Origin of the sequence: Mycolicibacterium mageritense (assembly GCF_010727475.1) — a bacterium.
GTDB classification, from domain to species: Bacteria; Actinomycetota; Actinomycetes; order Mycobacteriales; family Mycobacteriaceae; genus Mycobacterium; species Mycobacterium mageritense.
Genome location: NZ_AP022567.1, coordinates 5069682 through 5090280, shown reverse-complemented (window position 1 = coordinate 5090280; position 20599 = coordinate 5069682). Strand labels below are relative to the sequence as shown.

The 20599-nt window shown below is 67.6% G+C and carries 14 protein-coding genes; 3 read left to right on the top strand and 11 right to left on the bottom strand.

Translation table 11 applies throughout. From position 1 onward, the window contains the following. Positions 1–5: 5 nt before the first annotated feature. Positions 6–1355, top strand: coding sequence for a flavin monoamine oxidase family protein (locus tag G6N67_RS24545; RefSeq protein ID WP_036428188.1), 1350 nt, complete (start codon positions 6–8; stop codon positions 1353–1355). A 4-nt stretch (positions 1356–1359) separates the two neighbouring features. On the opposite strand, the gene G6N67_RS24540 is transcribed toward G6N67_RS24545, so the two are convergent. From G6N67_RS24540 to G6N67_RS24495, 10 genes are all read right to left on the bottom strand, one after another. Beyond that, complete coding sequence (locus G6N67_RS24540) at positions 1360–4503, bottom strand: FAD-dependent oxidoreductase (protein WP_036428189.1); 3144 nt, start codon at positions 4501–4503, stop codon at positions 1360–1362. After that, positions 4500–4910: a hypothetical protein gene (locus G6N67_RS24535; RefSeq protein WP_036428190.1), complete on the bottom strand. Its 411-nt coding sequence runs from the start codon at positions 4908–4910 to the stop codon at positions 4500–4502. The genes G6N67_RS24540 and G6N67_RS24535 overlap by 4 nt, the downstream gene beginning before the upstream one ends. Further along, positions 4903–5922 carry a hypothetical protein gene (locus G6N67_RS24530; RefSeq protein ID WP_036428192.1) on the bottom strand — a complete coding sequence of 340 codons (1020 nt, stop codon included), beginning with the start codon at positions 5920–5922 and terminating at the stop codon, positions 4903–4905. Before G6N67_RS24530 ends, G6N67_RS24535 begins: the two co-directional genes overlap by 8 nt. Continuing rightward, positions 5919–6188, bottom strand: coding sequence for a hypothetical protein (locus tag G6N67_RS24525; protein WP_051578408.1), 270 nt, complete (start codon positions 6186–6188; stop codon positions 5919–5921). Before G6N67_RS24525 ends, G6N67_RS24530 begins: the two co-directional genes overlap by 4 nt. Then, positions 6185–6643, bottom strand: a complete 459-nt coding sequence (locus tag G6N67_RS24520) for a hypothetical protein (protein ID WP_036428194.1) — start codon at positions 6641–6643, stop codon at positions 6185–6187. The genes G6N67_RS24525 and G6N67_RS24520 overlap by 4 nt, the downstream gene beginning before the upstream one ends. Continuing rightward, a complete protein-coding gene (locus G6N67_RS24515; protein WP_036428196.1) occupies positions 6640–7824 on the bottom strand; it encodes a polyprenyl synthetase family protein in 1185 nt (394 codons plus the stop codon). Before G6N67_RS24515 ends, G6N67_RS24520 begins: the two co-directional genes overlap by 4 nt. Positions 7825–7835: 11 nt before the next feature. Then, on the bottom strand, positions 7836–8624 hold the full coding sequence (locus G6N67_RS24510) for a hypothetical protein (protein ID WP_036428198.1): 789 nt from the start codon (positions 8622–8624) through the stop codon (positions 7836–7838). 72 nt (positions 8625–8696) lie between these two features. Beyond that, entirely contained in the window at positions 8697–13034 is a 4338-nt protein-coding gene (locus G6N67_RS24505; protein ID WP_179976745.1) for an AAA family ATPase, read from the bottom strand. 243 nt (positions 13035–13277) lie between these two features. Continuing rightward, complete coding sequence (locus G6N67_RS24500) at positions 13278–14198, bottom strand: alpha/beta fold hydrolase (RefSeq protein WP_036428200.1); 921 nt, start codon at positions 14196–14198, stop codon at positions 13278–13280. Between the two features lie 48 nt (positions 14199–14246). Beyond that, entirely contained in the window at positions 14247–15332 is a 1086-nt protein-coding gene (locus G6N67_RS24495) for an NAD(P)-dependent alcohol dehydrogenase (RefSeq protein WP_036434136.1), read from the bottom strand. A 121-nt stretch (positions 15333–15453) separates the two neighbouring features. Between G6N67_RS24495 and G6N67_RS24490 the strand changes: the two genes are divergently transcribed. Together G6N67_RS24490 and G6N67_RS24485 are read left to right on the top strand one after the other, a co-directional pair. Next, the gene (locus tag G6N67_RS24490) at positions 15454–16425 is read left to right on the top strand and encodes an NADPH:quinone oxidoreductase family protein (protein WP_036428201.1); all 972 of its coding nucleotides are present in this window, start codon (positions 15454–15456) and stop codon (positions 16423–16425) included. A gap of 157 nt (positions 16426–16582) precedes the next feature. Further along, a complete protein-coding gene (locus G6N67_RS24485; protein WP_036428202.1) occupies positions 16583–19498 on the top strand; it encodes a UPF0182 family protein in 2916 nt (971 codons plus the stop codon). Between the two features lie 76 nt (positions 19499–19574). On the opposite strand, the gene G6N67_RS24480 is transcribed toward G6N67_RS24485, so the two are convergent. Further along, positions 19575–20585 carry an agmatine deiminase family protein gene (locus tag G6N67_RS24480; protein ID WP_036428203.1) on the bottom strand — a complete coding sequence of 337 codons (1011 nt, stop codon included), beginning with the start codon at positions 20583–20585 and terminating at the stop codon, positions 19575–19577. Positions 20586–20599: the final 14 nt, after the last annotated feature.

The following is a 20599-nucleotide window of genomic DNA, read 5'->3' as shown; positions in this document are numbered from 1 at the left end:
GTCACGTGACGATCCCAACCAACGCCGACGTCGTCGTGGTGGGTGCCGGTTTCGCCGGGCTGTCCGCGGCGCGGGAACTGACCAGACTCGGCCACGAAGTCGTGGTGCTCGAAGGCCGCAACCGGGTCGGTGGCCGCTCGTCGACCAGCACCATCGCGGGCGTGCCGGTCGATCTGGGCGGCACGTTCGTCGGGCCGACCCAAGACGCCGTGCTCAAGCTGGCCCGTAATTTGGGCTGCGATACGGTGCCGACCTACTGCCACGGCAAGAACCTCATCCGCTGGCACGGCAAGGTGCGGTCGTACCGCTCCACCATCCCGAAGCTGTCGATCATCGAGTTGGTGGATGTCTCTCGGATCCAGTGGCGGTTCGACCGGCTGAGCCGGTTGATCCCGGTCGAGGATCCGTGGGCCGCGCCGGCCGCACCCCGGTTGGACAAGCGCAGCCTGGAGAGCTGGTTGCGTTCGGTGCACGCGTCGGCGTCGACGCGCAACCTGATGGCGATCATGTCCCGGGTGACCTGGGGCGCCGAACCCGATGCGGTCTCGATGCTGCACGCCGTGCGCTATATCAAGGCCGCGGGTGGGCTGGGCCGCATGCTCGACGTCAAAGGTGGCGCTCAACAGGACCGCTTCCCACACGGCACGCAGCAGATCGCGCTGCGCATGGCCGAGGAGCTCGGTGAACGGGTGGTGCTCGACGCGCCGGTGCGACGGATCGAACGCCACCCGGACGGCACCGTCGTGGTGGCCGGTCCGGCCGGGCAGGTGAGTGCCCGCGCCGTGATCGTGGCGATCGCCCCGGCGCACCGGACGGCGATCACGTTCGACCCGCCACTGCCCGAGCAGTACGGCGAGTTGGCTCAGCACTGGCCGCAGGGCACCCTGAGCAAGGCTTACGCCGCCTACGACAAACCGTTCTGGCGCGCCAACGGCTGCTCCGGTGAGGCGTTGTCCGACGAGGGCCCGGTGTTCATCACGTTCGACGTGAGTCCCGATGACGGTCCCGGCATCCTGCTCGGTTTCACCGACGCCCGCACGTTCGACCCGCTACCACCCGAACAGCGGCGGGAGAAGGCGCTGGCCGGGTTCGCCGAGTTGTTCGGTGACGCGGCGCGCCGCCCCGTCGACTATATCGATCACTGTTGGAGCGCAGAGGAATTCGCACCGGGTGGCCCGACCGCCGCGGTCCCGCCGGGGGCCTGGACCAACTACGGCCGCTGGCTGCGGAAACCGGTTGACGCGATCCACTGGGCAGGCACCGAAACCGCGGACCGGTGGACAGGATTCCTCGACGGCGCGGTGCGTTCCGGGCACCGGGCTGCCGCCGAAGTCGCTGCGACGCTGAAGAACTGACCGCCTATTGCCGGCCAGCGCCGGGCAACTGCTCCCTGACCGTGAACAGCGTGCGGGGCGCCACCTGTCGCGCAACCTGGGAGGCGGCAGGGCCCGCCACCCGCGGCGCCGATGCGCCGGTCTCGGGCACCACCCGGTCGGCCGGGACACTCCTGAAACGCTTTGGGGTGAAATCCAGTTGGGTCTCCCACGGGCTGGCCGGCCCTTTGGTGACCGAAGACTGTCCCAGCCGCAGCGCGTCCGGATCCATCCGGAACGGAGCATTCGCCGTCGCATCCTCGACGGCCGGGGCCTTCATGTCTCGCCGCTCGGTCTTCTTCGCGGCCTGCTCGGGTTGGGCAGCCAGGCTTCTGGCGACCAGTTCTTGATCGGGTCTTCTCCACCTGCGCTCCTGATCATGCCATTTGCCGTACAGGCTGACGGCCTCGCCCGGAAGTTGACCGCCGAACAGGTTCGCGGGCGCATAGGACTTGTACTCAGGCGGCTTCGGCCCCGACGAATCTGATGACTGCCCCGAAGGCACTTGCCCGGGGGTCGGTGTCGTAGGTGTCCGCTGCGCGGGCTGCTGCGGGCTCGGTCCGGACGCCGCCCCACCCGGCCTGCCCGCAGCCTGTTCCAGGTACTGCCGCCACGCCTGCAGGTACCCGAACAACTGCTGGGTGTAGTCGGCCGGCGCGGGCGCCGCAGGCGGATTCGGGGCTGGCTGCGGCATGGGCGGGATCACCGGAGAACCCGCCATCGCCCATGGCGGCGCGGGCAGCATCGGGGTCAGCGTCATCGTCTGCTCCAGCAGCGCACGCCACACCTGCAGGTAGGCCAACAGCTGCTGCTGGTAGTCGGTCGGGGGCGCAGGCATGGACGGTATCGGGTACGTCATCGGTTGGCCTCCAACGGTTGACGGGATCGGTGAGGTGACGGCGCCGCCCGGGTAGGCAGCCGACGTGTCCAACGGATGGGGAAGCGACTCTTCGCAGTATCGCGCGTCGAGCACCCGTAGGGCGCGGGTATCGGCGGGCTCACGGTTCTCGATGTCGAACACGTAGCAGTAGTCGCCGGCCGGTGAGGGCATGCGTACCGGACTCGAATAGCCCTGATCCAGGAAGCCGTAGGGGAAGCGCCAATCCAACGTGGTCTTCTCGCGGCGGTCGACGCCACCTGACTGCACCCAGATGTAGTGGTCGAGAATGGCGTTGACGGCGTGGCGGCCGGACTCGCAGGCCGCCTCCATCGAGGTCATCCTGGTGAAGGTTCTGGTCCAGGTTCCTGCGAAGACCACGGAATTGTTGTGCACCTGGTAGCCACCGTGACGCGCCTGCCACACGTTGCGCTGCTCGAGGTCTGCCAGCCAGTCGTCGTCGGCAGGCACGCTCCACCACGATGTCCCGTGCGGATTCCACGGGTCGCCGCCGGGCCGGTTCGGCCAGTCCCCGACGATGGGCACCAGGTACGGGGTCTCGTTTCGGATGACGCGGCCCGTCCCCTGGCCCGGCCCGCCGGCCAGGATCAGCCCTCGGTCGAGCGCATACCAGATCGGCCACGGCAGGAGCGCCTCGGCGATGTTGTCCACGCTGCTGGTGAGGGCGTGGACGATCTGCCGCCACACCTCGGTGGCGATCTCGTCTGCCGTGCAGTCCCTCGCGGCTTTGCCGCGGCCGAACTCGTCGACCAGGTGGCGGGACGGCGCGTTGAAGTCGCCGATATCGACCGACAACACCGAAACATGCCCGTCCCGGGTCAACGACGGGCGTCGTTCCCATAGGCCGTGCTGGTTGATCGACGAGAGTCCCCACTCGGTTCCCGAGTAGTACATGTGCCCGCGCAACAACTGAAACTCGGTGTCGAAGTAGAACTGGATGCCACCCAACGTCTGGAACCTGTCCCATGGCAGCCGGCCCATCTCAGCGATGGCGTAGGGATCGCGCCGGGCGTGCGGCCGCTGCGCGCCGGGTTCCAGCGGGCCGCTCTCCGGCGGCACCGACGTCGTGAAACCGTCCAGTTCGGCGACGGTGCCTCCGGCCCCGGCCGCGCGCATGGCCGACGTGATGTCCTCGGCCGCAGGCGCATCGACCGCGACCACCGTGTAATCCGGGGCCACGCGCGAGCCGTCGGTCAGGGTGATCTGCACCCGTGGCCTCAGATGCGGCGGCTGGCTGGGGTCTGCCGGGGGTGGATCCAAGCTGTCGGCGGCACCGGGGACGAAGGTGACCCCGAGTGCGACGAGGTGGCGGTACCAGTGGTCGAACCACGCCTCGGTGGTGGGACCGTTGAGCACGCCGTCAGCCTTGTTGTCGCGGCGGTCCATCTGCAGTTGCAGCTGCAGATACGTCGTGAGGTTGGTTCGCGCGTCGCCCCACCGGGAATCGAAAGCCGCCAGCACCCTGGGCATTTCGAGCAGCAGGTCGTTGAACAACGGCGAATACGAAAAGCGGCGGGCGCCCGCGGGGTTGTCGCGGCCGACGAAGAAGTCGTAGGCCGACAGGTTCTGCAGTTCTCTCGCGCGACGCGGCGGGCTGGTGACGAGGTAGCGCATCAGCCTGCTCACGAATGTCCCGACGTCCTGCGGCGTGAAACCCAATCCGGCGAGCTGACCGACGATGCTGAGGAACTCGGCGGGGCTGCGGGGTGCTTCCCGCGGGAAGACCAGGGACGGTTTGCCTTCCACCGTCGTGCCCTGCGTGATCACGCGCCGCACGTTGTCCATGACGGTGCGGGCGGTCGGCTGCCAGCTGTGCCCACCGGCCGCTGTGTGGACGCATTCGTAAACCGGGATGCGCTGGAACAGATCCCAGGTGTGCAGGTAGTACGCCGGGAAGAACCGGAAGCCGTGCTCCCCCGCCACGGCGCGACCGGGCTGACGTGGTTCACCGCGGCGACCCGGGAACGGACGCAGCTCGGCGCGGCTGCCGTCTGCGGTGCCGATCGTCGAGTACTGGGACGCGGCCAAGCCACCGAGCTTGACGGGCGGATAGAAACCGGCAGGCGCAGCGTCCAATCCGACGCGTTCGTCCCGACGGTACTCGTATACCGTGACGTCGAAACCGCGCTCGGCCAGTTCATGTGCGGCCGTGAGCCCGGCGATGCCCGCGCCGAGCACCGCGACGGTGGGACGTCGTCGACTCGACGCCGGCGTGACGATGTGCTCGGTCACGATGCTTCCGTCCGCAGTGCCGACAGCAGCGTGGGTTGTGACGGCGCCCGCACCGCGGCATGGACATAGGCGAGCAGGGTGTCGTGCGCGCGGATGACGTCGTCGAGTGCACCCTGCACTCGCACCGCGCCGGTTTCGACTGCCTCGGCGAGTCCCAGTCGCGCGTCGAGCACGTCGATGATCGCGGAGCGTGACGTGCAGATCCGCGCACCTGGGGCGGTGTCGCGTGACGGGCCGTCGAGCACCTCAAGGCGATTGCCGCCTCGCAGCGCGAAGCGCTCGCCGTCGACATCGAGTTCGACCACCAGCGGCCCGAGCCGGTCGAGGATCAGCCGGTAGCTGTCAGGCACCTCCTCCGCGAGGTGTTCCACTGACCGCGTCAGCAGCGACGAAACCGGCTCAGCCATGGAGGAACTCGAATACGCCGGTGCCGGTGAAGTCGATGGCCTTACCGCCGATGGACCCGGACATGCGTGCGACGCCGCCGGTTTCGCACAGCACGGTCGAGCGGTCCAGGCGCATCTCGCTGGGCTGCGCCAGGCGGGCGTAGGACCGAGGACGGAATTCGGCGCACACGTGGTCGCCGGCCCGAGACGCGGTGATCTCGATTCGTTCCGGCACGCCGGGCGTTTCGCCGTCGAGCAGCAATCGCATCGCCGGCGGCAAAGTGCAATCCGCGGCGCGGCCGAGCCGGCCGTGGGACCGGGTGCACACACCGGCGTGCCGGAAGATCGCCGCGGGCTCGTCGCGATGCCAGACGTAGAGCGCCTGGGACAGGTTGCGCAGCCTGCGCCGGTCGGTCATCTGCAGGAACACGAGCGACCACGGATCGTCGTCCGCTGACGGCAGGATGGTCCCCCATGTCCAGGCGAAGTCGTCGCCCCACCAGAACCGCCCCCAGTTGTGGTCGTGGTAGGCCAAGTCGCTGTCCATGCGGTGCTCCCGGGGCCCGATGCGCAGCCACCCGTCGGCACGCAGCCTCGGCACGAACAACCAGCACATGCGGCCGTTCCCGACGGGTTGGTTGTTCACGACGAAGGGCCGGCTCACCGCGGTGAGCTCGAATTCACCGCGAATCCCTTGTCCGGGAAGGTCGATCAGCACGTGGTAGCCGTCAGGGCGGACGGCCATTCGATTGCCGCCGATCGCCAGATTGCCGAGATCGGCCGTGACGTCGAGCTCGGATTGGTCGAATCGTTCGATGGCGCCGGCCCATTGGCCATCGTGGGCGATCACGATGACCCGTGGTGCGAGCCGCGGACCGGCAGCCGAGGCTTCGTTGACGAGGCTGAAGTTCACCAGCAGCCGGAACCCCCGGCCGTGGACGACGAAGTGATGCCATTCCTTGAAACCCTCCGGTCGCGCCGCGGAGAGCACCGGGGCGCGGAGGAAATCGCTGCCTGCGAGCACGGCACTCATCGCAACCACCGGGTGGGAGTGACCGGCACATCCGTCGAATACGGTGATATGACCGATGTTTCAGCCAGTCGCTCGATCGCGTCACCCAGGCCGGCAATGCCCAGCAGAACGTGGACCAGGTCGTCGGCGTCGCCGGGCGGGGCGGGATGCGGGGCGCACCCCGACGCCAGCGCCCGGACCATGCGGGCCAGGCCGGTCAGCCCCATCAGGTAGTCGATGAAGCTGCTCTGGTCTGCCAGCGCGTCCCGCGGGTCGGACAACGTCATGCGAACCCCTCGGGCCGCAGGTGTGCCAGTACGGTGTCGTCGAGTCCGTGGCCGATGACAGCGTCGGCCAGCAGTTCGGCCCAGCCGGTCGGTACCGCGTCGGGTGACGCGGGACCGTCAAGAACATTGAGGCTCACCGTTTCCCAGACGCGACGCAGATTCTCGACTGCCTCCGACGCGACGAGTGCGTCGCGCAACCGCTCCCCCTCGGGTGTCTGCGCATACCGCCGTCCCTCCGCGACGAGCAGGTCGTGTACGCCACGGGCGCCCGCCGGATTTCCGAGCACCGCGCGGCGGGCACCCATGAGCAGGTCGAACATCGCGCGTTCGGCGCCCGCCGCCTCGTCCGGGGGCGCCGGCAGCAGGCGTGGGGCCTGCCGTTCGACGAGGTCGAGCGTGAGCTGGCGGATCCGCTCGAGTTCGGCCAGCATGCCGACCAGGATCTCCGGATTCATCGGGTCCGCCCATGCACGTAGTCGACCAGGGCGGTGATGGCATCGCGGTGCCGGCTTTGTGGCAGCCAGTCCAGGCTCGACAACACACCCGCCGCCTTTTGCGCATGCTCGGCGGCGATCCCTCGCGCATGTTTGAGTGAACCGACGCGTTGCATGAGGTCGTAAAGCCAGCGGATGTCGTCGAGGGTCTTGGTCTCCGAGGAGTGGTGGCCCTCGAGGCGCGCCGCGATCTCGGCGCGTCCGAGCCGGGAGAGTTCACCGCGCGCGGTGAGCCGGTCCAGCACATCGGCCAGCCCGAGTTCCCCGATGCTGCTCGGCCGGCGCTTCGCCATGATCCGCACAGCCCGGGCACGGTCCGCAGGATCGGCAGTTCGCAAGGCGTGCAGCAACATCAGGGTGCGTTTGCCCTCCCAGAGGTCGCCGCCGATCTCCTTCCCGTAGTCCTCCGGGTCGGCGCGCAGATTCAGCAGATCATCGGTGATCTGAAAGGCCGCGCCCAGGTGTCGGCCGAAGGACTCCAACGGCGCCAGCCAATCCGGTGCCGCACCGGCCGCCACCGCGCCCGCCTGCAGCGGGGTGATGAACGAATACCAACTCGTCTTGAGCTCCACCATCTTGAGGTAGTCGGCATCGTCGAGCTGCCATGTGTTGGATCGGACCCAGTCGAGCTCGATCGCCTGGCCCTCCACGGTCTGGCGGGTCATGTGGGCAACCGAGCGCAGGATCCGCAGCGCGGGCCCGAGGCCCACCCGTTCGACGTTGTCGAGCAGCGGTTGCAGGGACAGCGACAGCATCGCGTCGCCTACGTTGACGGCGACCGGGATGCCGTGATCGATGTGCAGCGTGGGTTTGCCTCGCCGCCACCATGATTCGTCTTCGATGTCGTCGTGGATGAGAAACGCGTTGTGGTAGAGCTCCAGCGTGGCCGCGGTCGGCAGGACGGCCTCCAATGCGCCACCGAGCCCCAGGCACATCGCGATACTCAGCCCGGGCCGCAACGCCTTCCCGCCGCGCAGCGGATAGTCGAGGATCAGTTCATGCAGTGAACTCGTACCTGTCCGCCCAGAGCCGTACAGCCGATCGATCTCCTCGTCACAGGCTTCCTTGCACTGCGCAAGGTAACTTTCGAGCACCGCTGAAGCCGGTGGTGCCGTGCGTCTTTCAGGGAGGGTGGAGGTCATTGAGATACGGGTCAGGGTTCTTGGAGAGCGACGATGCCCTTCACATCTTTGACTCTCGTCGCGAAGCGGATTCGGAGGGCAAGTTCGATGGCGCCCGTTGCGGTTTCGCCGAGAACCTCCAGACCGGGCAGCACGCTGAAGGCAATGTCCACCGGCTCCTCTCCCGGTGTCGCGTCGCACGCAGTTCCTTGTGCAATCCGCTGGCGGCGACCGAGTAGGAGCACGATTATCTTCCCCGCAGGCACTCCGCTGTCGACCGTGGTGGCCCGATACAGCGAGTTTGCGTTCGCCGCCATGAGCACCGACTCGGTCGATGGGTATCCGCTGACCAATTCGCTGAACGCGATGAGGCCCTTTGTGTTCGTGAACAGGCAGGAGGGCGCCCGGTAGCCCTCGTCCTCAAGTTGAGCTCTGGCTTCGATGAGCTTGTTCACGATCACCTGCAGTGTGTCACCCGCGGCAAGTTGGTCCGCCGCAGCTGTTGCGTCATCGCTGAGCTTCTGCAGCACCACCGTGTCGACTTGCTTCGCGAGATCCCCCGTCGCCTTTATCACTTCGGCCAGCAATCCATCAGGCGTCGGGGCACAGGCCTGCGCGAGGGTCACCTCGAACGTCACGTCTGTGGGAACGGGCTCAAGTGGGAGGAACGTCGGATTGTCCACGACGTCGCTGGGAACCTGCGTCTGCGCCGGATCCCCAGTGTCCCAATGAGGAATCGCTTGCCAGGCGATACAGGTGTTTGCGAATGTCTCTCGTACTGCCTGGTTGGCTGTGGCCAACCGCTCGGCACTCAGATACATAGCGGTCCCCTTGATGTGTGAGACAAATGATCGCAGACAGAATCGGCGCCTGACTCGAAGTTCGGCAGACCGTTATTTCTGTTCGAGTGCAACTTCTTGACCGGGAAACATTTCCCCGCGCAGCACGGCGTCGCAGTGCGCCACATGCAGCGGGGCCACCGGATCGTCGGGCACCACGTCGGCGCAGCGTTCGAACGCGGCGCGCGCGCCCGCCACGTCACCGGCGTCGAACAGGGCGAACGCTTCGTCGAAAAGGGGCTGTGCCTTGGCCTTCGCGGTGCGCAGCGGCATCGGATCCTCGTCGTAGACCTCGAAGATCGTCACCGGCCTGCGCCGGTTGACCACCATGACGCGCTCCATCCGCCGGATGCTGAATTCGTCGGGATCGGCGAGCCTGGCATACGTCGCGTCACTGATGAGCAGTGAACATCCGTAGCGCTTGGTGGTGCTCTCGATGCGCGCCGCCAGGTTCACCGCGTCACCGATGATGGTCAGCACCATGCGGTTCACCCCGCCGACCAATCCGACGCCGATCATCCCGGTGTTGATGCCGATGCCGGCCCGCAATTCCGCCGAGCCCCGGGCTTTTCGCTCGGCGTTGTACTCGCGCAGGGAGCGCAGCATGGCGAGCGCAGCACGGACGGCGTCGGGTTCGGACTCGAAGACGGCGACGATCTCGTCACCCCGGACATCCTGGATCATGCCGTTACAGCTGATGATCGGCATCTCGACGGCTCGCAGAAATCCCATCGCGAGGTTGCTCGCCTCAGCGACGTTCATGTCTTCGAGCATCGTGGTGTAGCCGCGGATGTCGCTGATGAGCACGGTCATCTCGCGGTCGACCCGATACCCGCTGTGCACCCGGCGGAGGTCGTCGATGTCAAGAATGCGCAACAGTTCGTTGGGCACGAATCGCGATTGAACGTCCATGAGCGTGCGTCGGTACTCGTCGGCGGCATGCAGGCGGGCCTCCAACTGAAAGTTCCACAACGGCGCCGCGGCCTGGGCGCACAGGAAGGCGACGGCCTCCTCGTGTTCGGGCGTGAAGGCTCCGGCACCGCGCTCACGCTCCGCGTAAACCACTCCGATGATGTTGTCCTGCAACATCACTGGTGCGGCGAGAACCGACGGCCCGGCGGTCTGACGATGCGCGCGGCTCCCGGGCCGGACGGGGCCGGCGCCGTCGACGTGCACGGCGCGGCTCTCCATCACCCGGCTGACAGCGGTGCGGTCGTACGGCACTTCGGTCCACGGGCCGTCGATGGTCGTGGTGGCGCCCTGCTCGTGCACCGCATGAACCAGCGGGTGGTCGGTGTCGCCGGAGAGGTAGAGCACCCGCTGAGCACCGGTGATGTCCGCGGCCGTCCGCACCATGAGCGCGACCAGGCTGTCGGAGGTCTGGGCGGCCGACAGCGCGCGGACGAGGTGGCGGGCGCCGACCGGATCGATGCCCGAGCCGGTGTCGGCAAGATGCCGGCTCAACAACCAGGGATGCTCCCGCGCGAGCCGGTCCGCCCGCAGCGTCATGCCACCGTTGACGAACCGTTGATAAGCCGACCGCAACATGTGCTCGCGCAGCGTCACGCGACCGGTTTCCGTATAGAGCGCAGCGGCCTCTTCGTGCGCGACCGCCCCGAGCATCGGCAGGTGGTTCTCGTCGGCCAGCGCCATCGCCTGGTCGAGGTACTTCTCGGCTTCCCGGTGTCGTCCGCAGACGCGTGCCCAGGTGCCCTGAATGAGCGCGTACGGCGCCGCGTAATTGGCCGGCGACTCCGCCGCCCATTTACGGTGCAGCGCCAGCGCCTTGCGTACCGCGCGTCGGGTGGCACGGGCCCTTGGCGCGGCGTGGATCTGGCAGAGCGTGGAGACCATGTAGTTGAGTTGCATGATGGCGTTCCCGGCCATGCCGTCGATGTGCTCCATCACCTCATCGACGACCGCGGCGCCACTGGCGTAGTCGCCGGTCCAGAAATACAGCCCGAGTCGCTGCGTCGCGACCGCACTGACGGTGACCTCATCGCCTTGCAGGCGAGCGGCCGGCACGGCCTCCCGCTCGTCGAATCCGCTCTCACCGGCCAGCAGGAACGGATCCTCGCTGCGGCCCATCAGATTGAGGCAGATCTGCTGAACGGCCTGGCACAGCAGGCGAGGCACGGGCTGTGACCGGATCTCCGGAATGAGTGTGCGGGCCAGCAGGTCGATCTCGGGCAGCGGTTGGCCCGCCCAGAACGACTGGGACAGCAACACCGCGGCGAGGAAACCGGCATATTCCTGGTCCCCTTGGTCGAGTGCCTCCGCGACGGCGTCGCGCAGTTGCGGGAAGCCTTCGTGCATGGGGTGACGCCAATGCCGGATGAAGTTCAGGTACATGAAGACGGTTTCCGGTCGCGCCTGCCGGAACTCCTCGCGGTCGGCGAGCTCAAGCCCCACCTCGCCGAAGCGCTGGGCCCCGCCGCTGTCGCCGGTGACGACGAGAAGCAGCCCGTAGCTGACGAGCACGAGGGGCGAGGACGGCGTGTGGCCGTGCGCGAGCGTCAGGTCGAGTTGCTTGCGGACCACGAGCGGCAAGATGTTGAGCCGGACGATGTAGCTCAAGCTGCGCAGTTCGTCGAGGATGCGCTGGATCTCGATGACCCTGCGGTCCTGGCAGTCCGGCAGCGCCAGCAGCCGGTCCGTAGTCCAGCGCCGCATGGCGAGCTTCATCTGTGCGAGCGCGATCGCCATCCGGGGCTTGCCCGGGTCGGGCGCGATCGGTTCCCCGAGATCCTCCAGCGCCCGCAACCCGGTTTCCAAAGCGTCTTGCAGCCGGTTCTCCGCGACGTGACCTTTGAGCCGCAGGTAGGCGATGCGCGCCCGGTCGGCCGGCTCGGCCAGATGCTGCGCGGCCTCGTCGAGCAACGTGTGCAGCGCCGCCATGTCACCGACGAGAAGCGCCGCCTGCGCGGCGTCGAGTTGCAGCTCGCGGGTCAGCTCGAAATCGTCGGTCCAGCGGCGCTGCCCCAGGAGTTCCAGCCCGTTGCGGCAGTACTCGAGGGCGAGCGGGAACGACGCCTGGGCCCGGGCTTTGGCCGCCGCGCGTCGCAGCACCGAGACAAACTGACGGCGTTCACCGTCCTCGACCGATCCCGCGCCGCCGATGCCGACGTGCCGGGCGGCCTCGAACAACCGCTCGTCGCCGAGCGCGACCATGCGCCTGCCGATCCTCAGGTGGGTCTCACGTTGCGCCTCGAGGGGCAGGGCGTCGCGCGCCGTCTCGGCGATGCGGTCATGGCTGAACCGGTACCTGGCGTCGAGGCTGATGGCATTGGCGATCCGCTCGCCGCGGCTGTCGAGCGCTTCGATGAGGCGGAGTTCCAGAGCCGACCAGAGCGCATGTGCCACCACGTCAGCCGGTTGGTCTGCGGCCGCGGCCGCGTCGGCGAGATCGAACTCACCGCCCACGCATGACAGCGCACTCAGCACCGCCCGGTCGTTCGGGCGCAGTTGGTCGACGTAGTGTCCGAGGAACTCGGCGGCGGTCGCACTGACTTCGATGGATGACAGCACCCGCAGATCCCAGCTGGGGTGCCCGCCGGCCCCGACCGGGATGAGTGCGCCTGCGAGCTGTGCACGGTAGAGCAGTTGGCGGACTTGGAGCGGATTACCGCCGGTGCGGTGCTGGAACTCGGCCGCGACGTCGCCGAGCTCGAGGCCCGGGCCACTCACCATCGAGAGCAGCTCCTCGACGTCCTTGCGCCCCAACGGATCGAGCTCGATGCACCGCGGTGCCACTACGGTGAAACCCGCTGTGTCCGGGTCGAACTCGCCTGCGCGGTGCGCCCCGAGAACCAGCACGTTGCGAAGTGACACCGACAGCAGTTCCGACAGCAGCAGCAGCGTGTCCCGATCGGCCCACTGGAGATCGTCGATTGCCAGGACCACGGGCCGATACGCCGCGGTCGCGGACACCAGCCGGATCACGGCGCGGTGCAGTCGCCTGCGGGCATCGGCCGCGTCCCGATCCTCGACCTGTGCCGCGCCGCCGAGGAGCGGGCCCAGCTCGGGCACCAGCTCGCCGAGGACTCCGGTGAGCCCTGACATCCCGTTGACCAGTTCCGTGCGCCACCCGTCCCGCTCGGCCGGACCGGTGGCCTCCATGGTGCGGACGATCGAGCCGAGCGCGTCGCGCAGCGCGGCGTACGGCGCCGGGGCCCCGTCGCGACACCGTCCGTACGCGAATACACAGTCCCGCTGCGAGACCTCGGCGCCGAGTGCCTGGGTCAGCGTCGACTTGCCCACGCCCGGAACGCCGCTGATGAGAACGCAACCTCCGCCGGAGCGCTCCGACGCCTCGACCGCCGCGCGGAGTTCGGCGATCTCACGTTTGCGGTCGACCACGCGGCCGTCGAGATCGAGTACCGGAGCCGTCACAGCACGCAGCCGACCACTTGGCCCGCCGCCCACCGGACGGCCTGACAAGGGAAGCGCAACATGTCGCGGTCCCTAACTCTTCCTTCAACCGGCTCTGTTGGCTCATGGTAATTTCCGGTCGGGTCAGAGCGCGCACGGAAGGCGCAGATTCGGCCGACATGCCACGATCTGGCAACGGCAAAGTGCTTGCGCCGTCAACTATTACGCGCGGGGCTTGGGCCGCTGTCGGGCGCCGGGACGTGGTTACGCCGTGATCCGCCGTTTCACCGATTCGGCCAGCGCCCGCAGCTCACGGTTGACCTCGGCGGGACGTTCCAGGATGGCGCAGTGCCCGCCGGTCAGCTCCACGAAGGCCGCCAGGTTCGGGGCGTCGTCGGCGATGCGCCGCGACGCGTTGATCGGCAGCAGCCGATCCATCTGACTGCCGATCACCAGCGTCGGCACGGTGAGGTTTCGCAGTGAGATGTGCTTGGGCCCGAGATTGTCGACGAGCACGCGCGCCCAGCCGCCCCGGCCCACCGCCGGTGTGGCCGCGAACAGGTCGTATACGAAATCGGCCACCCACGGGTCGGCGTCCCGGCCCACCGCCAGGTATGCGACGAACCGCCGGTTCGGCCCGTCGGCCAGCTTCGGCACCGGCGTGGCGCCGAACGTCTTCAGCAGCGTGCCGGCCGCGCGGATCCTGGATGCCGAGAGCCGCGTCGGCACCTGCGCGAGCTTGACGTCCCGCAGCAGGTCGCCCGTCGTGGTGTTGATCAGCGCGACCGCGTCGGCGCGGCTCCGCACCCGGCCCGGGTAGCGCTGCGACCACGACGTGATCGCGATGCCGCCCATCGAGTGCCCCGCGATCACGGCCCGTTCGCCCGGGTTGAGGGTGGCCTCCAGCACCGCATCCAGATCGGCGGCCAGATGGTTGAGGCTGTAGCCGCTCCTGCCGCGGGGTGCGTCGCTGCGGCCGTGCCCGCGGTGGTCGTACGCGATGACGCGATAGTCACCGGCGAGGTCGGCGATCTGGTGTGCCCAGACCTCGATCGCGCACGTGATGCCGTGTGCCAGCACTATCGGGTAGCCGTTCTCGGGACCGAACACCTGGGCGTGCAGTCGGATCCCGTCGATGCCTCGTACCTCGACTGTGCGACCCGGAGGCAGCGGTGGAAGCGGCATCTGAAGCTCCAATCGTCAGGCGGCGTTGCCTTTGCTGTGACCCAAATCCTACCGCTCGGTAACCAGCACGGGTTTGATCACCTCGCCGGACTTGGCAGCCGCCCAGGCACCCGTGAAATCGTCAAATGCGTAAGTGGTGACGAGTCTTTCCAGCGGCAGTTCCCCGGTGGAGTACAGGCGCACCAGTCGTGGGATGAACGCGTGCGGTTCGCTGTCACCTTCCACGACGCCACGCACCGTCAATCCTTTGGCCATGATGAGTGCGACCGGGAGTTCGGCGGTCATCGCCCCGAGCCCGAGAAGCGCGAGCGTGCCGCGCGTTCGCAGCACCCCGACCGCTGACGCGATGACATCCGGCCGTGCCGTGGTGTCCACCGCGGTACTCACTCCCCCGGTCAGTTCGAGCACCGCCGCCGCGGCGTCCGAGGCAGCCGGGTCGATGGTCGCGGTGGCGCCCAATTCCGTTGCGAGCGTGCGTCGTTGCTCGATGGGATCGACCGCCACGATGGTGCGGCAGCCGGCGATGCGGGCACCCATCACCGCCGACAGCCCGACCGCACCGGCACCGAAGACCACGATGGAGTCGGACCGCTGTGGACGCAGCACGGTGAGGACGGCTCCGACGCCGGTCTGCACGCTGCAACCCAGCGGTGCAGCGAGCGCGGGATCGATCGGATCGGACAGGGCCACGGCGTTACGGCTTCCGGCGATGGCGTAGGTGGCGAAACTCGACTGCCCGAAGAACCCGTCCGTGACAGGGGCGCCGTCGAGCCGCAGCGCACTGGATTCGCCGCGGCGGCCACGCATGTTGAGGTCCGTGGCATGGTCGCAGTACGCCGGACGCTGCGCAGCGCAGTTTGCACAGCTGCCGCAGCTCGCGAACGTCAACACCACCTGCTCGCCGATCCGACGCTGCGCGTCCCGCCCGACCGCGACGACGGTGCCCGCACCTTCGTGACCGAACACCATCGGCAGCTTGCGGAACCACGATGCGACGCTGACGTCGGTATGGCAGATTCCCACGGCATCGATCCTGACCAGGACTTCGTCACCGACAGGTTCGCGAACCTGCACCTCGGCCAGTTGCGGATCAGCACCCGGATCGAGCAGCACCGCGGCGCGGGCGTTGAGCATCCGGTGATCGTAGGCGACCAACTTGACACCTGTCGAGTACGCCCTCGGTCAGCGGACCGCACGAAGGCGCCGATGCGGCCCAGCGCAGAATTGGGCCCGACGACTCCAGAAAGAGGCCCCGATGCGTGCAGCACAGATCACCCGGCTCGACGGCCCCACGGCCGTGCAGGTGACCGAAGTCGACGAACCGTCTGGTGACGACACCGTCGTCATCGATGTCCATGCGGCCGGCGTGGCGTTCCCCGACGCGCTCTTGACGCGCGGGCTCTATCAGTACAAGCCAGAGCTGCCGTTCACCCCGGGCGCCGAGATCGCCGGCACCGTACGCAGCGCCCCGTCCGACGCACACGTGGCCGCCGGTGACCGCGTGCTCGGCCTGACCATGCTGTCCGGTGGCATGGCCGAAGTCGTTGCACTGCCTGCCGATCGAGTGTTCGCACTTCCGGATGCGGTGTCTTTCGAAGCGGGCGCAGGCATCCTGTTCAACGACATGACAGTGCATTTCGCGCTGCGAACCCGGGGACGGCTGCGCGACGGTGAAACCGTGCTGGTGCACGGCGCGGCCGGGGGGATCGGCACCGCCGCGTTACGGCTGGCCCCGGCCCTGGGGGCCGCGCGCACCATCGCGGTGGTGTCCACTCAAGAGAAGGCGGAAATCGCCAGGGCTGCAGGTGCTTCCGATGTGGTGCTGGCCGACGGATTCCGTGATGCGGTCAAAGACCTGACCGGTGGGCGCGGCGTCGACATCGTGGTCGACCCGGTCGGCGGCGATCGGTTCACCGACTCACTGCGGTCACTCGCCGTTGGCGGTCGGCTGCTGGTGATCGGCTTCACCGGTGGCGAGATCCCCACCGTCAAGGTCAACCGGTTGCTGCTCAACAACATCGACGTCGTAGGAGCGGGCTGGGGCGCATGGACGTTCTCCCACCCCGGATACCTGGCCGAGCAGTGGGCCGAGCTCGCGCCGCTGCTCGCCTCGGGCGCGATCCCGCCGCCCGCGCCCGAGGTCTACCCCCTGGAGCGGGCCGGCGAGGCCATCGCGTCGCTGGAGAACCGCAGCGCCAAAGGCAAGGTCGTGTTGAAGATCCGCTGACCTGTCTCACCCACCGGGCCGCGACTGCAGCGGCCCGAAGCTGTGCCCCTGACAATTCTCCTACAGGTAGCGTCCCGGCGGGAATGGGTGTCGGACCCGATGGTGGTCGATGAGACGACCGCGCAGACTGTCCGGACACTCGAACGTCGGAGTAGGCATGCAGCAGGGTTCGACCGACAGATTCTCGGCGTCCAGACGGGCCCGTGCGCTGATCATCGCGGCCGTCACCGTTGTCGTGCTCCTGCTTGTCGTGCCGGGCTTGTTGAACTCATACGTCGACTGGTTGTGGTTCGGAGAGGTGGGTTTCCGCCGCGTCTGGGCCACGGTGCTGTTGACCCGGGCCGCGGTCTTCGGCGCGGTGGCGCTGCTCGTCGGAGGTAGTCTGCTGGCGGCGATGATGCTGGCGTATCGCACCCGACTGGTCTTCGTCCCTGCCAAGCGCGACAACGACCCACTCGCGCAGTACCGAACCCTCGCGATGCGGCGGCCGCGTTTGCTGTCGTGCGGCATCGCGGCGAGTATCGCGGCCCTGTGCGGTCTGGTCGGGCAGACGAGTTGGAGGACAGTTCAACTGTTCCTGCACGGCGAGCAATTCGGTACCACCGACCCGGAGTTCGGACGTGACATCGCGTTCTTCGTGTTCGACCTCCCGTTCTACCGGTTCCTCCTCAACTGGCTGTTCGTCGCGATATGCCTTGCCCTTGTCGCAAACGTGGTGACGCACTACATCTTCGGAGGCATCCGGCTGTCCTCGGGCAAGGGCACCCTCACCCTGCCCACCCGCATTCAGATCGCGTTGCTCGCAGGCACGTTGATCATGTTGAAGGCAGTCGCGTACTGGTTCGATCACTACGAGCTGGTATCCAGCAGCCGAAAGGAACCGACATTCACCGGTGCCGGTTACACCACGATCCACGCCGAACTGCCTGCCAAGCTCGTCCTGCTCGCGATCGCGGTGCTGTGCGCGCTGGCCCTTTTCGCGGTGATCTTCCTGCAGGACATGCGGATTCCTGCCATGGCGACGGCACTACTCGTGCTGTCGTCGGTGCTGGTCGGCGGGGCCTGGCCACTGGTGATGGAGCAATTCTCGGTGCGGCCCAACGCTGCCGACGTCGAGCGACCGTTCATCGAACGCAACATCGCCGCGACCCGCGACGCGTATCGGCTCGGCAGCGATCGCGTGGAATACCGCGACTACCCTGGCATCGGGACCAAGAATCCGCGTGACGTCGCAGCGGATGCCACCACGATCGCCAACGCGCGCCTGCTCGACCCAAAGGTGCTCTCCCGGACCTTTACTCAGCAGCAACAGCTCAAGAACTTCTACAGCTTCCCCGCCGAATTAGACATCGACCGCTATCACATCGACGGCGAGTTGCGGGACTACATCGTTGGTGTCCGCGAACTGTCACCGGACAGCCTGACCGGCAACCAGACCGACTGGATCAACCGGCATACCGTCTACACCCACGGCAACGGTTTCGTCGCCGCACCGGCGAACCGGGTGAACGCCGCGGTGCGCGACGCGCCGAACGCCTCAGAACCTGCGGACAGCAACAGCGGGTATCCGATCTACACCGTGAGCGACATCGCGTCGCTGGGGTCGGGTCGCCAGATCATCCGGGTCGACCAACCGCGCATCTATTTCGGCGAAGTCATCGCGCAAGGGGATCCGGACTATGCGATCGTCGGCGGCACCCCGCAAGAGGCGCCTCGCGAGTACGACACCGACACCTCCAAATACACCTACACCGGCACCGGCGGCGTGCCGATCGGAAACTGGTTCAACCGCACGGTATTCGCCGCGAAGTTCGCCGAACGCAACATCTTGTTCTCCCGCGCGATCGGCGCGCAATCGAAGCTGATCATCCACCGAGACCCGAGGCAACGGGTACAGCGGGTTGCCCCATGGCTCACCCCCGACGCCAATGCCTATCCTGCGGTGGTCGAAGGGCGCATCGTCTGGATCGTCGACGCGTACACGACGCTCTCCCGGTATCCGTATGCGCAGCGCAGCTCGTTGCAAGCACCGGTGACCGGCGCCGGGGGGATCACGCAACCGGGCGTACCAGTGGGGTACGTGCGCAATTCGGTCAAGGCCACGGTGGACGCCTATGACGGCACCGTCACGCTCTACCAGGTCGATCTCGAAGACCCGGTCCTGAAGGCATGGATGCGCGCCTTCCCCGGCGTCGTTCGATCCGCGGATGACGTCTCCGACGAACTGCGCGCGCATTTCCGCTATCCCGAGGATCTGTTCCGGATCCAGCGGGAGATGCTGGCCAGATACCACGTCGACGAACCGCGAGAGTTCTTCACCACCAACGCCTTCTGGTCCGTGCCGAGCGATCCGACGACCGAGTCGGACTCACCACAGCCGCCGTTCTATGTCCTCGTCGGTGACCAGCAGAGCGCGCGCCCGTCGTTCCGGCTTGCCAGTCCGATGGTCGGGTACAACCGGGAGTTCTTGTCGGCCTACATCTCTGTGGACTCCGATCCGGAGAACTACGGCAAGATCAGCGTGCTGCAGCTACCGACCGACACCCTGACCCAAGGCCCGCAGCAGATCCAGAACTCGATGATCTCCGACACCCGGGTCGCCTCCGAGCGCACCCTGCTGGAGCGATCCAACCGGATCCATTACGGCAACCTGCTGACACTTCCGATCGCCGACGGCGGCGTCCTCTACGTCGAACCGCTTTATACCGAACGCATTCCGACCACACCCAACAGTTCGACGTTCCCCCAGCTGTCCCGGGTGCTGGTCAGCCTGCGCGAACCCCGCGCCGACGGCGGAGTCCGAATCGGCTATGCCCCTACCCTCGCCGAAGCCCTCGACCAGGTGTTCGGGCTCGGCACCGGACGCGCCGCAACCGCCCCCGGCGGCGATGCCGCGACCACGCGACCGCCGGATCCAGCCCGGCCGCAGTCCCGTCCACCCGCGGCGGCACCACCGGCCCCCGGCGGTGCGCCCGAGACGACGGCTGAACTCAAGGAGGCACTCGCAGATCTGCGCGCGGTACTCGAGCGTCTCGAAAAGGCCGTCGAAGCCCGCGAAACCGCCGGTGGGTAGATGAGTTCCGGTCAGCGGAATGGTCTGCGGACGCGAGGAGCAATCCAACTTCTGCGGACGCGAGGAGCAATCAACTTCAGCGGGCCGACGGCTGGTTCTGGGTGATGCAATGGATTCCGCCGCCGCGTTCGAACAGCGGCCTGGCATCGACAGTGACGACCTTGCGCCCCGGGTACTGGTCCGCCAGGATCGCCGCGGCGGTCGCGTCGACCTCGTCGCCGAAGCTGCACGCGATGACACCGCCGTTGACCACGAGGTGGTTGATGTAGCTGTAGTCGACGTAGCCCTCGGCGTCGGTCAGCGTCGCAGGCGCTGGCATCTCGGTGATCTCCCAGGGCCTGCCCGCGGCATCGTGCGTCGCTTCGAGGGCAGCGCGGATCTCCTGGCAGACAAGGTAATCCGGATGATTCTCGTCCTGCTGGGTGTGCAGCAGCAGGCGGCCGGGCGAGGTGATGGCCGCGACGATGTCGACGTGACCACGGGTGCCGAACCGTTCGGAATCCCGGGTCAGGCCCCGGGGCAGCCACACGACGTGCGTCGCTCCGATGGTGCGGGCCAGTTCCGCTTCCACGTCCGCGCGGGTCAGGCCCGGGTTGCGCCCCGGGTCGAGCTGCACGGTCTCGGTGACCAGCACCGTACCCTCACCGTCGACCTGGATGCCGCCGCCTTCGTTGACGAGCGGCGAGGCGATGACGGGTATGTCCGCCAAGCCGGCGACGGTGGCGCCGATCTTCTCGTCGCGGTCCCACCTGGCCCAGTCCTGGGCGCCCCAACCGTTGAACACCCAGTCCACCGCGGCCACCGAACCGTCGCCGCGGTGGACGAACGTGGGTCCGATGTCGCGCATCCATGCGTCGTTCAGCGGTGCTTCGACGATCTCGATGTCCGCCGCGAGGTACTGCTTGGCCGCGATGTGTTCATCCGGGTCCACCAGAACGGTGACCGGTTCGAACTCCGCGATCGCGTGCGCGACGGCCGCCCACGTGGAGCGTGCTTCGTGCTTTTCCTGCTCGGTGTCCCCCAGCGAATAACCCTCGCTCGGAAACGCCATCCAGACCCGATCCTGCGGCGCCGACTCGGCCGGCATGCGCGGCGGTGTGT